The 14528-nt window shown below is 52.5% G+C and carries 15 protein-coding genes; 2 read left to right on the forward strand and 13 right to left on the reverse strand.

Going from position 1 to position 14528, the window contains the following annotated elements:
* Positions 1 to 10: 10 nt before the first annotated feature.
* The 7 genes from tolQ to ACT3XD_RS04290 form a co-directional block, all read right to left on the reverse strand.
* Positions 11 to 691, reverse strand: a complete 681-nt coding sequence (gene tolQ / locus ACT3XD_RS04260; RefSeq protein WP_018916114.1) for a protein TolQ — start codon at positions 689 to 691, stop codon at positions 11 to 13.
* 72 nt (positions 692 to 763) lie between these two features.
* Complete coding sequence (gene ybgC / locus ACT3XD_RS04265; RefSeq protein ID WP_192538665.1) at positions 764 to 1177, reverse strand: tol-pal system-associated acyl-CoA thioesterase; 414 nt, start codon at positions 1175 to 1177, stop codon at positions 764 to 766.
* Positions 1174 to 2211 carry a Holliday junction branch migration DNA helicase RuvB gene (gene ruvB, locus ACT3XD_RS04270; protein ID WP_018916112.1) on the reverse strand — a complete coding sequence of 346 codons (1038 nt, stop codon included), beginning with the start codon at positions 2209 to 2211 and terminating at the stop codon, positions 1174 to 1176. The genes ybgC and ruvB overlap by 4 nt, the downstream gene beginning before the upstream one ends.
* A gap of 76 nt (positions 2212 to 2287) precedes the next feature.
* Positions 2288 to 2893 carry a Holliday junction branch migration protein RuvA gene (ruvA, locus tag ACT3XD_RS04275; RefSeq protein ID WP_192538666.1) on the reverse strand — a complete coding sequence of 202 codons (606 nt, stop codon included), beginning with the start codon at positions 2891 to 2893 and terminating at the stop codon, positions 2288 to 2290.
* 68 nt (positions 2894 to 2961) lie between these two features.
* The gene (gene ruvC / locus ACT3XD_RS04280; RefSeq protein ID WP_412767948.1) at positions 2962 to 3486 is read right to left on the reverse strand and encodes a crossover junction endodeoxyribonuclease RuvC; all 525 of its coding nucleotides are present in this window, start codon (positions 3484 to 3486) and stop codon (positions 2962 to 2964) included.
* Positions 3487 to 3680: 194 nt separating this feature from the next.
* Positions 3681 to 5462 (reverse strand): aspartate--tRNA ligase, encoded by a 1782-nt coding sequence (gene aspS / locus ACT3XD_RS04285; protein ID WP_192538668.1) that lies wholly within the window; start codon positions 5460 to 5462, stop codon positions 3681 to 3683.
* Positions 5463 to 5528: 66 nt separating this feature from the next.
* On the reverse strand, positions 5529 to 5807 hold the full coding sequence (locus tag ACT3XD_RS04290) for an FmdB family zinc ribbon protein (RefSeq protein ID WP_192538710.1): 279 nt from the start codon (positions 5805 to 5807) through the stop codon (positions 5529 to 5531).
* 187 nt (positions 5808 to 5994) lie between these two features.
* Here ACT3XD_RS04290 and ACT3XD_RS04295 point away from each other — a divergent pair, with 187 nt between their 5' ends.
* On the forward strand, positions 5995 to 6936 hold the full coding sequence (locus ACT3XD_RS04295; RefSeq protein WP_192538669.1) for a D-2-hydroxyacid dehydrogenase: 942 nt from the start codon (positions 5995 to 5997) through the stop codon (positions 6934 to 6936).
* A gap of 15 nt (positions 6937 to 6951) precedes the next feature.
* On the opposite strand, the gene yccX is transcribed toward ACT3XD_RS04295, so the two are convergent.
* Together yccX and ACT3XD_RS04305 are read right to left on the reverse strand one after the other, a co-directional pair.
* Positions 6952 to 7227 (reverse strand): acylphosphatase, encoded by a 276-nt coding sequence (yccX, locus tag ACT3XD_RS04300; protein ID WP_192538670.1) that lies wholly within the window; start codon positions 7225 to 7227, stop codon positions 6952 to 6954.
* Entirely contained in the window at positions 7227 to 8222 is a 996-nt protein-coding gene (locus ACT3XD_RS04305) for a YihY/virulence factor BrkB family protein (RefSeq protein WP_192538671.1), read from the reverse strand. Before ACT3XD_RS04305 ends, yccX begins: the two co-directional genes overlap by 1 nt.
* A gap of 154 nt (positions 8223 to 8376) precedes the next feature.
* Here ACT3XD_RS04305 and ACT3XD_RS04310 point away from each other — a divergent pair, with 154 nt between their 5' ends.
* On the forward strand, positions 8377 to 9474 hold the full coding sequence (locus ACT3XD_RS04310; protein ID WP_192538672.1) for a bifunctional nicotinamide-nucleotide adenylyltransferase/Nudix hydroxylase: 1098 nt from the start codon (positions 8377 to 8379) through the stop codon (positions 9472 to 9474).
* A gap of 15 nt (positions 9475 to 9489) precedes the next feature.
* Here the strand turns inward: ACT3XD_RS04310 and ACT3XD_RS04315 are convergent, their stop codons facing one another.
* The 4 genes from ACT3XD_RS04315 to nei form a co-directional block, all read right to left on the reverse strand.
* A complete protein-coding gene (locus ACT3XD_RS04315; RefSeq protein WP_192538673.1) occupies positions 9490 to 10407 on the reverse strand; it encodes a LysR substrate-binding domain-containing protein in 918 nt (305 codons plus the stop codon).
* A 54-nt stretch (positions 10408 to 10461) separates the two neighbouring features.
* Positions 10462 to 11880 carry a cardiolipin synthase gene (gene cls / locus ACT3XD_RS04320; protein WP_192538674.1) on the reverse strand — a complete coding sequence of 473 codons (1419 nt, stop codon included), beginning with the start codon at positions 11878 to 11880 and terminating at the stop codon, positions 10462 to 10464.
* Positions 11881 to 12006: 126 nt separating this feature from the next.
* On the reverse strand, positions 12007 to 13512 hold the full coding sequence (locus ACT3XD_RS04325; RefSeq protein ID WP_018916101.1) for a fumarate hydratase: 1506 nt from the start codon (positions 13510 to 13512) through the stop codon (positions 12007 to 12009).
* Positions 13513 to 13699: 187 nt separating this feature from the next.
* The gene (gene nei / locus ACT3XD_RS04330; RefSeq protein ID WP_192538675.1) at positions 13700 to 14527 is read right to left on the reverse strand and encodes an endonuclease VIII; all 828 of its coding nucleotides are present in this window, start codon (positions 14525 to 14527) and stop codon (positions 13700 to 13702) included.
* Position 14528: the final 1 nt, after the last annotated feature.

The raw sequence follows: 14528 nt of genomic DNA on the forward strand, positions 1-14528 counted from the left end.
GCGAACTCCCTTAACTGGCGCTAGGCTTGCCGTCGCGGCCTTGCAGGTTACGGTGCAAGATGGCGTGAAACTCTTCGGCGAAGTCTTCATATTTACCGAGTAAGCGAGACGCATTGTTGGAAAGACGGTTATAGAAAATAACCGCAGGAATCGCGGCAAAAAGCCCCATGGCGGTGGCAATCAAGGCCTCGGCAATCCAGGGCGCGACCGTTGCCAGGGTTGCTTGCTGCGTCATGGAAAGGGATTGGAAAGAACCCATGATGCCCCATACGGTGCCGAAGAGGCCGATGTAGGGGCTTGCAGATGCGACCGTGGCGAGAAACACCAGATGCTGCGTTAGACGATCCTCTTCACGAGACCACGCCACGCGCATACTACGCTGTACGCCTTCAAGCACCGTATCGGCGTTGCGGGTTTTAGGCATCAGGCGATTGAATTCACGAAAACCCGCCTGAAAGATATGCTCAGCGCCGTGGCGCGGGTCATCAGCAGGAATTTCCCGGTATAGCTCATTCAAGTCGACACCTGACCAGAACGACTCTTCGAACTGGTTATACTCCTGCTTAGCTCGGCGCAAGGCGATACTGCGCTGAAAGATGACTACCCAAGACAGGATTGACCCCACCACCAGTAGTAGCATCACCAGCTGCACAACAACGCTGGCATTCATTATAAGGTGCGGGATGGACATGGTGTTATCGTTCACAGGTGCCCTCATCAATCAATTAAGTCGGTAATACCCGACAAAGTAGTGGTTTCCAGGTTACGAAACCGTGGTTGCTGTTTGTAGACCTGTTTTAAATGCAGCGGGCCACGCTTTGGGCCGCATGCGTTCTGCACTTAGGCAGGCTATCTCGACTGTCGCACTGCAAAGGAGTTCCTCTCCCCGCATTACACGTTGCTCAAACGTTACCCGGCAGCGGCCTATTTCGGTGATATGTGCCGTGACGTCGACCACGTCATCGAGACGCGCCGGTTTCGCATAGTGACAGGCTAAGCGATATACCACTAGCTGTGTACCTTCGTCTAGTAACGTTTGCTGATCAAGACCTTGCTCACGTAGCCATTCACTGCGCGCGCGCTCCATAAACTTCAGATAGTTAACGTAGTAGACAATGCCACCGGCATCAGTATCTTCCATATAAACACGTACGGGCAGCGAGCGCGAAATACTCATGGGCGTCGCTCTCCTTCCATATCAACAGAGTGCTCATTGGGAACGCGGTTAAAATGCAGCCAAGCCTGACGCGTGACGGTACGCCCGCGGGGCGTGCGCATCATTAGGCCTTGCTGGATAAGGTAGGGCTCGATAACGTCTTCGATGGTATTACGTTCCTCACCTATGGCCGCGGAGAGTGAGTCAACACCTACCGGACCGCCCTCGAACTTATCAATCATTGCAAGCAGCAGGCGCCTGTCCATGTGATCCAGGCCATAGTGATCCACGTTGAGCATATTCAGCGCAGCATCAGCCAGGGAAACATCCACCGTGCCGTTGCCTTTCATTTCTGCATAGTCGCGCACCCGGCGCAGCAAGCGATTGGCGATACGCGGCGTGCCCCGAGAGCGGCGGGCAATTTCGATAGCGCCCTCAGCGCTGGTTTCCACCCCCAGCAAGCGCGCTGAGCGAGTGACGATTTCGGTCAGCTCTTCGAGATTATAAAATTCCAGCCGTTGAACGATGCCAAATCGATCGCGTAACGGCGATGTCAAAAGCCCTGCCCGGGTTGTTGCACCCACCAGCGTGAAGCGAGGCAAGTCCAGTTTGATCGACCGAGCCGCCGGGCCTTCGCCAATCATGATATCGAGCTGAAAATCCTCCATGGCCGGATAGAGCACTTCTTCAATCGCAGGAGATAAGCGGTGAATCTCGTCAATAAACAGCACGTCACCGGGCTCAAGGTTGGTCAGCATGGCTGCCAAATCCCCTGCCCGCTCGAGCACGGGCCCTGACGTTGACTTGAGTCCGACGCCCATTTCGGTAGCGATAATATTGGCAAGCGTCGTTTTACCCAGCCCTGGTGGGCCAAACACCAGGGTATGGTCGAGACTCTCTTCGCGAAGCCGGGCCGCGCCAATAAATATTTCAAGCTGCTCGCGAACCCTCGGCTGGCCGATATAGTCATCAAGTCGCTTGGGACGAATGGCATAATCAATTCGCCCTTCTCCCTGCTCTGGTTCAGCCGCTATCAACCGGTCATGTTCTAACATAGATGCTCTTCTTGAATACTGTCTTAAATACCTGGCAATCTGCTTACTCTGGGTTACTGCAAAACGACGGGGTAGCTCAGCCGCTCATTCGCTGTGTTAATGCTGCCTTGATCAAGGCCTCTGTCGATTGCTTGGGGTCAAGATCTGCCAGCATTTTGCTGGCTTCGGTTAGCTTGTAACCTAGGCTTACGAGCGCGGACTCAGCGTCGGCCAAGCTATTGCGGGTAGGTCGCCCGTTGGTAGCTTCAAGGGGAAGCGGCGAATCAGAGCCATGCTCCCACTCGGGGAAACGATCGCGCATTTCAATAATAAGCCGTTCGGCCGTTTTCTTGCCGACACCAGGCAGCTTGGTTAGCGCTTTGCTGTCATCATCACGAACACAGCGCATAAACGCGTCTTCATCCATGCCGGACAAAATAGCCAGAGCCAGTTTAGGGCCAACGCCGTTAACCTTGATGAGGGCTCGAAACAGCGCCCGCTCATGCTCACGCGCAAACCCGTAAAGCAGGTGAGCATCGTCTCGAATGGTTAAGTGGGTATAAAGCGATGCTTTCTCACCCAATGCCGGTAGCGAAACAAGCGTATTCATTGAGGTCTCAAGCTCGTACCCCACGCCCTGGACATCAATTACAATCCAAGGCGGTTGTTTTTCCAGCAGATAGCCACTCAGACGTCCGATCATAAATACGCTCGCGATAGTAAAAACAGGCGTTTACTATAATGCTACTCTGTACAAGTGACCAGTAGTGGTTAAAGACGCCAACGCCCGGTTGAGGCACGCCGGCTTCGCCCACTGGAAGCGCTGGGAAGCCTATTGCCCGTATAGGAGTGGGTTAACGCAATAGCTAATGCATCAGCAGCATCGGCTTGCGGCGTGGCGGAAAGTTTTAATAGTGCAGTAACCATATGCTGCACCTGCAGTTTATCCGCACCGCCATGCCCCGTTACGGCTTCTTTAATGCGTCGCGCCGCGTATTCCGCCACGCTTAATCCGTGGTTGGCCATACATACCAGGGCCGCGCCCCGGGCTTGGCCAAGCTTAAGTGCTGAATCAACATTTTTAGCCAAGAATACGCGTTCAATGGCAGTGTCCGTCGGTTTGTATAAACCCACCACTTCGCTTAGCCCCGCATATATTTGCGCCAAACGCTGCTCCAGCGGCCCGTCTGATGTACGAATACAGCCGCTGGCCACATAGGTGGGCTTCACCCCGACCATATCAATGACACCGTAACCGGTAATTCGGGAACCAGGATCGATACCCAGAATGCGCACCGGTAACGCAGTGCGTGTTTCGTCCATATACGTTTACTCGTGCTATGCGACAAAGCCCTAGGCGACAAAAGCGCTGATGCAAAAACACCGACGCCAGAGCGTCGGTGTTTTTAGTCAGCTTACGATCGAAAGCCTGTCTATTAGAGGGTTCTATCTCAAGAACCATCCCAAGGGCTGTCTCAAGGGCTATCGATTTACTCGCCAGCCGTTTCAGGTTTGGCTTTTTGACGTAAGCGGATATTGAGATCTTTTAGCTGATCAGGGCTAACCTCACCCGGTGCGTCGGTCATCAAGCAGGCCGCGCTTTGCGTTTTCGGGAAAGCGATAACTTCACGGATAGTCTTGGCACCAACCATCAGCATGACCAGGCGGTCCAGGCCGAATGCCAAGCCGCCATGGGGCGGCGCGCCGTACTGAAGCGCGTCCAGCAAGAAGCCAAACTTCTCTTGCGCTTCTTCTTCACCGATACCCAGAATTTCAAACACGGTGCTCTGCATGGTTTGATTGTGGATACGGATAGAACCGCCGCCAAGCTCGGTACCGTTCAACACCATATCGTAGGCACGCGATAAAGCTTTGGCCGGGTCGGCCTTGAGCTCTTCCGGCGAGCAGGAAGGCGCAGTGAACGGATGGTGTAACGGGCTCAAACGACCGTTATCATCGGCTTCGAACATCGGGAAATCGACGACCCACAGCGGCGCCCAAGCTTGTGTGTAGAGATCCAGATCTGCACCCAATTTGACGCGCAGCGCGCCAATGGCTTCATTGACGATGCGCGTTTTGTCGGCACCGAAGAAGATGATATCGCCATCTTCTGCGCCAAGACGGTCAAGCAGCTCTTCAACGATATTTTCCATGAACTTGACGATAGGCGACTGAAGCCCTTCAAGCCCTTTAGCACGCTCGTTGACCTTGATCCAGGCCAGTCCTTTCGCGCCGTAGATACCCACGAACTTGGTATATTCGTCGATCTCTTTACGCGAAAGCTTGGCACCGCCCGGTACCTTGAGCGCGGCCACTCGGCCATCTTCAGCACTGGCCGGGCCTGAGAATACTTTGAAGTCGACCTGCTTCATCAGATCGTCAACGTCGGTCAGTTCAAGCGGAATACGTAGATCCGGCTTGTCTGAACCAAAGCGGTCCATGGCTTCTTGCCAGGTCATGCGCGGAAATTCGGGAAGTTCAACGCTGAGCACTTCCTGGAAGAGCTGACGAATCATGGCTTCGGTAATGCCCATGATGTCGTCTTCTTCAACGAAAGAGGCTTCGATATCAATCTGAGTGAATTCAGGCTGACGATCGGCGCGTAGGTCTTCGTCACGGAAGCACTTGGCAATTTGATAGTAACGGTCAAAACCCGCCACCATTAATAGCTGCTTGAAGAGCTGCGGTGACTGAGGCAGTGCAAAGAAGCTGCCCGCATGGGTGCGGCTAGGCACCAGATAGTCACGGGCGCCTTCGGGCGTCGCGCGCGTAAGGATTGGCGTTTCGATATCCAAAAAGCCCTGGTTTTCCAGGAACGCACGCACGGTATGCGAAATACGCGAACGTAGACGCAGTTTCTCGATCATGTCTGGGCGACGCAGATCAATATAGCGGTGCTTCAGGCGAACTTCTTCACCTACTTTGCCATGTTCGTCAAGCTGGAACGGCGGTGTGGAAGCGGTGTTCAGCACTTCAACGTCTTTGGCCAATACCTCAATCATCCCGGTGGGCATGTTGGGGTTCTGGGTGCCTTCCGGACGCAGTCTGACACGACCCGTAATACGCAGCACATATTCGCCGCGGGCACGGTCGGCAGTTGCAAACGCTTCGGCAGTATCCGGGTCTACCACAAACTGAGCGATACCATCGCGGTCACGCATATCGAGGAAAATAACCCCACCGTGGTCGCGACGACGATGTACCCATCCGCAAACGGTGACCGTTTGATCCACCAATGTCTCGTTTAGCTGGCCGCAATAATGGCTGCGCATGTCAAATCCTGTTCTGTTTCGTGGCAAATAAAGTGTCGCGGGCCAGGCTGGCCCAGGCAACCGCAGTTAGGCCGCAGTGCCTGTAGACTTGGAAGTAGTGTCGCTTTTAGCGCTGTCTTTACCCGCCGTGCCTTTGGCATCGGCGACTAAGTTCTTTTTACTTCCCGTTTTAAAATCGGTTTCATACCAACCACCGCCCGCTAGGCGGAACCCTGCTGCGGATACGAGCCGCTCAAGGTCATTACGGTTGCACGCAGGACACTCTTTTAACGGGTCTGCGCTGATTTTCTGTAATTTTTCCATGCGATGGCCGCAGGCCTTGCACTCATATTCATAGATAGGCATGTTGATGACTCCTAAAAAGCTCAACGACGACAGGATATTGGCGAATATAAACACAGCCAGCTGCGAATATTTGGCCTGCCGAGATAAAATCCAAGGCTGCGGTTGATAAAGCGACAATATTATACCCTTTTGTGCCCCCTGCCGAGCAAGGTTAACTAGCCCCCGGCACTTAACTGGAGAGAATAAAATGCCTAACGCAGTAATGTTAGATGCTAAAAGCCTTGGACCCCAGATTGATTTAAGCGCTATCCGTGACGCGGTTACGCATCTTGAAGTATTTGATCAAAGCACCACCCAACAGGCAAAAGAACGCCTGGCCAATGCTGAAATCGCGCTGGTTAATAAAGTAGTGCTAGATGCTGAAACCTTAAAACAGCTGCCGTCACTGCGCTTGATTTGTGTGATGGCCACTGGACTTAACAATATCGACCTTGAGGCGGCTAAAGCACAAAAGATCAGCGTTAAGAATGTAACGGCGTATGGCACGGCCAGTGTGTCCCAGCATACGCTGATGTTGATGCTGGCCCTGGCTAACCGGCTTCCGAAATATCAGCAGGAGGTAGCAAATGGCGCCTGGCAGCGCAGCGACTTTTTCTGCCTTCAGGACCACCCCACTCTGCAGCTGGCAGGCAAACGCCTGGTGATGGTTGGCCAGGGCGAACTGGGTACGGAAGTCGCACGTTTGGCAGAAGCGTTTGGCATGCAGGTAAGCTTTGCAGCACGTCCTGGCAATGAGGCAAATGATTCACGCCCTTCACTGGATGATTTACTGCCCGAGGCGGATATCATCAGCCTACACTGCCCGCTAAATGCCGATACGCAGCACCTAATTGATCAAAAGCGCTTAGCAGTGGCTAAACCGTCACTACTACTGGTTAACTGCGCTCGTGGCGGTATTATCGATGAAGTGGCTGCCCTTGAAGCATTACGTCAAGGCAGCATTGGCGGATTAGCCGTTGATGTGCTGCCCGTAGAGCCGCCGAGAGAGGGGCATCCACTATTGGACGCGTTAGAAGAGCCTCTTAACCTGATCGTGACGCCGCATAACGCATGGATAACGCCGGAAGCGCGACAAAATATTATCGCGCTTACGGCGGAGAACATTACTCAGTGGAAGCGTGGCGAGTAATCGTGAAATGGTTAATTAATGCATTGAGAAGTGCTCAGGCACTGAACTAGCGTCCACTGCCTCGCATTCAATATGGGTTACCCGCGCTTGCGCGGGCCCCTTCCAAAGCCACTCACTAAGCGCTTTAACCTTTTCGCTATCGCCACACATGAGCACCTCAACCCGACCGTCGGCCAGGTTTTTGGCATGGCCGGTTATCTTGGACTGCAACGCCTGTTCCTGGGTGGCGTAGCGATAGCCAACACCTTGTACTTTTCCTGAAACAAACGCGCGCAGGCAACAGGCTTTCATCACCGTTCACCGGTATCTTGTACGTGGTCTTTGTGGACATGGTCTTTGTGAACATGGTCTTTGTGAACGTGGCCTTTAGGCTCTAGCGGCTCAACGCCCAGCAGCTCGTGCTTAACCAGCACCGCACTATTGCGCGGAATCAGCTTTCTGCCCCGACGTAGTAAAAGAGAACGCGTAAACGCAGCACCGAATAATAAAATAAGCGACGAGTAATAAACCCATAGCAATACCATTACGACTGAGCCGGCGGCTCCATAGGTCGACGCCGTCGCGGTATACGCTAGATAAATCGCGATTAGCGTGCGGCCAATGGTAAATAAAACGGCAGTAACCACGGCGCCAATAAATACATCCTGCCATCCCAAGACCACATCAGGTAACACTTTGAAAATGGTCGCAAAGAGTAACGTCACTACCGCTAAAGAGATCAGTGATTCCACAATAGTGGTCAGATAACCGGCTAGCGGAAAAATATCGTTTGCGGCTTGCAGCATACCGCGTACCACTACGCCTAGAACCAACGAAACCAGTAAAATAAAACCGATTGAAAGAACCACGGTGAGCGATAGAAGCCTGGTTTTGACGAATATAAACATGCTATTGCTGGTAGGTTTCGCCGTCACCCCCCAGATAGTGTTTAGAGAAAACTGCATTTGTGCAAACACCGTGGTAGCACCGACTAAAAGCGCACCAAACCCCAATAGCGTTGGCAGTAAACCCGATTCTTCAATCCGCGACTGGGCTACGGCACCCTCAATTGCTGACGCTACATCCGTTCCTAAAGAGCCTTGCAACTGGGCGACAATTTGCCCTTGAGCAGCATCTTCACCCAACACTATGCCGATGACCGTCACGGCAATAATAATCGTAGGGGCCAAAGAAAAAAGTGTATAAAAGGCCAATGAACCTGCGTAGCTAAACGCATTACGCTCAAGCCATAGGGCTACAGCATCCTGTACTACCTTCCACCAAAAGATGAGGGTGCTTTTAATCATATTCATTCCCTTGAGCAATTTAATAGTTACTTTATGCGTAATAGTTTATCAGCATAGCGAATGCTGGCGCAGCGCGCAGTATTGATCACATTGCACGCTATAATCTTGCCCTCCATAATGGTCTTCTTATCAACCAAACGTTCAAGGAAGCAACATGGCCCCTGCCGCAACAAGCTCTAAGCCTGCTTACGCCTTCGATTGTTTGGTATTTATTGGTCGTTTTCAGCCTCCCCATCTGGGCCATTTAGCGATTATTCGCGAAGCATTAAAGCAGGCACGTCAGGTTATTGTACTGGTTGGCTCTGCTTGGCAGGCGCGTTCGCTGCGTAATCCATGGAGCTTTGATGAGCGTCAAACAATGATCCGTTCAGGATTTGATGACGCCGATAATCAGCGCTTGGAAATAAGCCCCTTGCTTGATGCGCTGTATAACGACGATGTATGGGTAAGGGATGTTCAGAGAAAAGTACGTGACCTAGCGGCTCCGGCCAATGCACGGCTGCCGCGAATCGGCTTGATTGGCGCAAGCCGAGGTCAATCAAGCTATTACCTTTCGCTCTTTCCCCAGTGGGAATCGGTGAGTGTACCGCTGGTTGAAGGCATTTCCGCAAGCCAAATCCGTGAACGGCTGTTCCGATCGCCCGGCTCCACCGGCGATTACCTAACCACGGGGGCTTACCACGACCTGCCGCCTGGAGTAGTGAATAGCGTCAGTGAGTTTTGCCAGGGAGAGGCTTACTATCAGCTACTAGAAGAGCAGCAATTGCTCGATCAGTATCGCCAAGCCTGGGCGCAAGCCCCCTATCCGCCTATTTTCGTCACTGTTAATGCCGTTGTGGTGCAATCAGGCCATGTGCTTTTAGTGCGCCGCACAGCGGCACCCGGCAAAGGTCTTCTCGCCTTACCTGGAGGGTTTATCAACCCCCATGAGCGGTTGCTGGATGCCTGTATGCGTGAACTTAGGGAACGGCTGCGCCTTAAAGTCCCCGAGCCCGTGCTGAAAGGTTCGCTGCGCGGGCAGCGTCTGTTTGACGAGCCACACCGCAGCTGGCGTGGCCGCACGCTGGCTGAAGCCTTTTACTTTGCGCTACGCCCAGACCAACAGCTGCCCCGCTTAAAACCTGTTAAAGGCGGCGACCATGCGCGCTGGGTCGCCTTGGCGGATTTAGAACCGGATAGCCTGTTTGAAGATCACTTCTTTATTATTCAGAATTTTCTTGGCTTGCCCGCGGATTTTAGCGCTCGGCCCTAATTCAGGCCCTAGCCGTTACGCCTGTAGAAAATCACGCGGTAGCTTCATCATCTGTCGCCAGAGCTTTTCGACGCCGGGCTTGTGAACAAGTGAGCAGCGATAAAGTCGGATCTCAAGCGGAATATCCCAGCTTTCATCGCCCGCTCTTACTAAACGGCCGCTTTTGAGCTCTTCACGTATACAGAAATCAGGAATCCAGGCAGCGCCAATGCCTTGAAGTACCATGCCCTTTAGCCCTTCTGCCATGGCTGTTTCATAAACTGTGCGCAATCTCATACGCAGTGGATCATTTTTCAGCAACATGCGCACACTTCGCCCCAAAAAAGCCCCTTGGGTATAAGCCAGATAGGGAATGGACGCATCACTGTGTAGCGAAAAGCAGGGCTTGCCCGTTTCATCCGGCAGTGAAACAGGTAGCATATTGACCTTGCCTATCGAAAATGACGGAAAAACTTCCGCATCCAGCTGCATGGTGGCAAAGGGGTCGTAATACGCCAGCATCAGGTCGCAGTTGCCTTCACGCAGCACATGAATAGCCTCCCCGACGTTCATGGCGACCAAGCGTGTGGGAAGCTCGCCCAGGCCTTTTTGAAGACGCGAGATCCAGGGAGGAAAAAAGCTGAGTGCCAATGAATGGGCCGCTACGATATCAAGCGCCTCATTGGCGATGGATAACCCCCGCAGATGGCTCAGAGACTCATTAAGTTGCTCAACTAGATTACGTGCGGTAACTAGGAATAACTGCCCTTCAGACGTGAGTCCTACCGGCGTAGTAGAACGATCAACCAGAGTAACGCCAATAGCCTGTTCCAACGCACGAATACGTCGGCTAAAGGCAGGTTGAGTGACATGCCGCTGACGTGCAGAAGCAGAAAAACTGCGTGTATTGGCCAGCGCGACAAAATCTTCTAACCATTTTGTTTCAAGATTCACCCAACACTCCTTTGCCCATCAAACATTTTGTAATTTGACCATTTACAGCGCCAACTACTGAACGGGTGACATTAGATAAGCCGCTCTTGAAACCACTTTTTTCCATAACGGACGCTGCTGTACTTCATCTATTGTGACACGCCGGCACTGGGCTAAATCCTGCTCCAGCATGGTGTGTACTTTCTCAGCAAATTCCGGGTTAGGAATAAAAGCAGTAATTTCGAAATTTAACCGAAACGAGCGGTTATCTAAGTTTACTGTACCCACGGTTGCTGCATCATTGTCGATAAGAATTACTTTTTGATGTAAAAAACCTGGAAGATAACGGTATATTTTAACACCTGCTTTTAACATGTCCGGTAAAAATGCAAAGGCTGAGAGAAACACAAGTAGATGGTCTGGGCGCTCGGGAATCATAACGCGTACATCTATACCGCGCATGGCCGCAAGGCGTAGCGCATCCTGTACGCCCTGGTCAGGGACAAAATAGGGGCTGGTAACCCACAGCCGATGCGTGGCGCTATGAATTAACTGCTGAATTAACAGGCTTGCTGTGTCTTGCCTGTCTGCAGGCCCTGAAGGAACAATAACTACGTGCTGATCATGATCAGGGTGGCTTTCCGCCTGCCAGTTTAAACTGGCTACCTCGCCTGTTGCCCAGTGCCAATCTTCCCAGAAAGCTTCCTGCAAGCCTAATACACTGGGCCCTTCCAGCATTAAATGTGTATCGCGCCAAGGCCCATGGCGTGGATGCTGGCCAAGGTACTCTATGCCGACATTGAACCCACCTAACCATCCACGCTTACCGTCTACAACGGCAACCTTACGGTGATTGCGGAAATTTAGCTGAAAGCGATGCTTAAAGCCTCTGGATGAACGAAAAGCGCTAACCTCTACTCCCTCAACGGATAAATCTTTAAGGTAACCTTCGCCCAGCTTACGGCTACCGATTTCATCGTAAAGAAAATACACCCGCACACCGCGGCGAGCGGCGTCAACAAGATGCTTCTGCAGGCGACGTCCCAGCGCATCGTCGCGGACAATAAAAAACTGCAGCAATAAGTAGTGCTCTGCCCTGTCGATCCCTTCAAACAGGCTGTCAAAGGTAGCATCACCATCAATCAGCAATGTGGCGTTATTGCCCCGTGTTAGCGGCATCATTGCTAACTGCTCAACGGCTTGAGTATCCGAGTTGGTAGGCGGCGCTAAAAAAGGTAACGCGCTTTCTTGATAGCGGGCCAATACACGCCTAAGGACGGTATCGCGTTCGCCACGGGCCATGACATAGCCATAAAAACGCGGACGCCCAAAAAACCAGTACGCCGGCAGCGCTACATAGGGAAAGGTAAGCAGAGAGATAATCCAGGCTACAGCGCCTTGCGATGTCCGACTCGACATTAACGCCATCACGGCCGATACAATCCCTAACAGGTGTATCAGCATAATGCCTGTCCCTAGCAGCCAAGAGGCCATACCCACTACTCCCTAAACGTATCGGTATATCTATCAAACGCGTTTTGGTTATTTGAGGTTTATGTACAAAAGCCCCGTATGAACGGGGCTCCTGTGAATTAATAACCAATCACAGCACAGACTGCGTTATGCGGTTTGAGCAATAATCTCCTTCCACTTGGCAGGCCCGGTCTGATGAACGGAGGTACCCAGGCTGTCTACAGCAACCGTTACGGGCATATCTTCGACTTCAAACTCGTAGATAGCTTCCATGCCTAAATCTTCAAATCCCACCACGCGGGATTTCTTGATAGCTTGGGCCACTAAGTACGCCGAACCACCTACTGCCATTAGATAAACCGCTTCGTTATCACGAATAGCGTTGATCGCTTCCAGGCCACGTTCAGCCTTGCCTACCATGCCTAAAAGCCCTGTCTCTTCGAGCATGGTACGGGTGAACTTATCCATCCGGGTTGCCGTGGTCGGGCCAGCAGGACCCACAACTTCGTCACCAATCGGATCAACCGGGCCAACGTAGTAAATAAACCGACCTTTCATATCGACGGGCAGCGGCTCACCTTTAGCGATCATATCGACCATGCGCTTATGGGCAGCATCACGTCCTGTCAGCAGCTTGCCGTTAAGCAGAAGCGTGTCGCCCGGCTGCCAGGTTTTAACCTCTTCAGGCGTGACGGTATCCAGATTCACGCGCTTGACGTTAGCCCCCGCTTCACGGGTGATTTCCGGCCAATCTTCCAATTTAGGTGGCGTTAATGCTGCCGGGCCTGAACCGTCAAGCGTAAAATGCGCATGGCGAGTGGCGGCACAGTTGGGAATGATCGCGACCGGTTTGTTCGCGGCGTGGGTGGGATAATCTTTTACCTTGATATCCAATACCGTGGTAAGCCCGCCCAAGCCCTGTGCACCAATGCCGCTTTTGTTGACCTTATCAAACAGCTCAAGACGCAGCTCTTCTGCCCGATTGCTCGGACCACGTGCCTGTAGATCCAGGATATCGATAGGATCCAGCAGCGCCTCTTTGGCGAGTAGCATGGCTTTCTCAGCCGTGCCGCCAATACCAATACCCAACATACCCGGCGGGCACCAGCCTGCGCCCATTTTGGGAAGCTGCTCCATGACCCAGTCAACGACACTATCGGAGGGATTCAGCATGGCGAATTTGGACTTCGCCTCACTGCCACCGCCTTTTGCCGCGACGTGAATATCAACCTTATCACCAGGCACCAGCGTGTGGTGGATAATAGCGGGCGTATTATCTTTAGTGTTCTGACGCTTGCCGTCAGGATCCGCCAGTACAGACGCGCGCAGCACGTTATCCGGCAATAGGTAAGCCCGGCGAACGCCTTCATTGACCATGTCGTCCAGGCTCATATCCGCGTCCCAGGTAACGTTCATACCCACATGAACGAACACAGTCACGATTCCCGTATCCTGGCAGATAGGCCGATGGCCGGTGGCGCACATTCTCGAATTAATCAAAATCTGCGCGATAGCATCTTTTGCGGCCGGGTTTTGTTCCCGTTGATAAGCCGCATCCATCGCGTCAATGAAATCTTTAGGATGATAGTAAGAGATATACTGAAGAGCATCGGCAACGCTTTGAATAACGTCGTCCTGGCGAATCACGGTCATGGAGTAACAGCTCCTTGGTTTTCGTCTTTTCTACGGCTTTTTTTAACATGCATGGGAATAGCCGCTTAAGCGTGCAAGGAGTATACCGTATTGACCCGCAAGCGGCAGCCTCTACCGTGCGTAATGACAGCTGCAATATATGTTTTAGTGAGATGTAAGCAGCCCTAAAAGATAACGGTATAATTATTTATTTAACGTATGGCTGGCAGCTGGGACAACGATACAAGCGCCGAGAACCGACCATCGTACGTTCAATAACATCGCCACAGCGATGGCAAGAGAGCCCAGCACGATCAAATACCGCAAACCGCCACTGGCGGCGCGACTCACCTGAAGCAACGGCCTGCTCAATCCACGCCTGAGTATTAGTCACTCCGGCTAGTTGGTAAGCCTGGCGAGTAATATCCACGATCAACTCTGCCAGCTGCATTTGCTGGGCGCTGGTTAAATCGGCTGGCCGGTGTTTGGGGTGAAGTTGCGCGAAAAACAAAATTTCCGAGCGCAGATAGTTACCCAACCCAGCCACGAGACCTTGATCTAACAGCAGCGACCCTAGGCCACGCTGGTAGAATTGCTTCATGGTTAAACGCGCCAGCACATGTTCGGGCGTTACCTGCTGGCTTAACAGGTCAGGCCCTAAACGTGCCAGGAAAGGATGTGTTTCCAGCTCGCTTTCCTGCCATAGGGAAATATCCGATGCACTATACAGGCTGGCCACCCTGCCCTCGGTTTCCAGGCGTGCTCTTAAAGAACGCTTGGTGGTAGGTGGCTCATCGACGCGATGAAGTTTCCATACTCCGTACAGCTGATTATGGGAATACAGCACCTGCTGATTAGCAAAGCGGATCAGCATGGCTTTGCCCCGTGTATCCACGGCAGTCACTTGAGTACCTATCAACAAATCAACCTGCTTGGCAAGTTCGGGAAAGGCAAACCAGGCATCATCAATCATCCGGCCGCCAATCTGCTTTTCAATCCGGTCGGCTGCCCGACGTATTTCCGGTCCTTCCGGCATA

Source organism: Halomonas sp. AOP7-B1-5, from assembly GCF_052353045.1.
GTDB lineage: Bacteria > Pseudomonadota > Gammaproteobacteria > Pseudomonadales > Halomonadaceae > Vreelandella > Vreelandella colorata.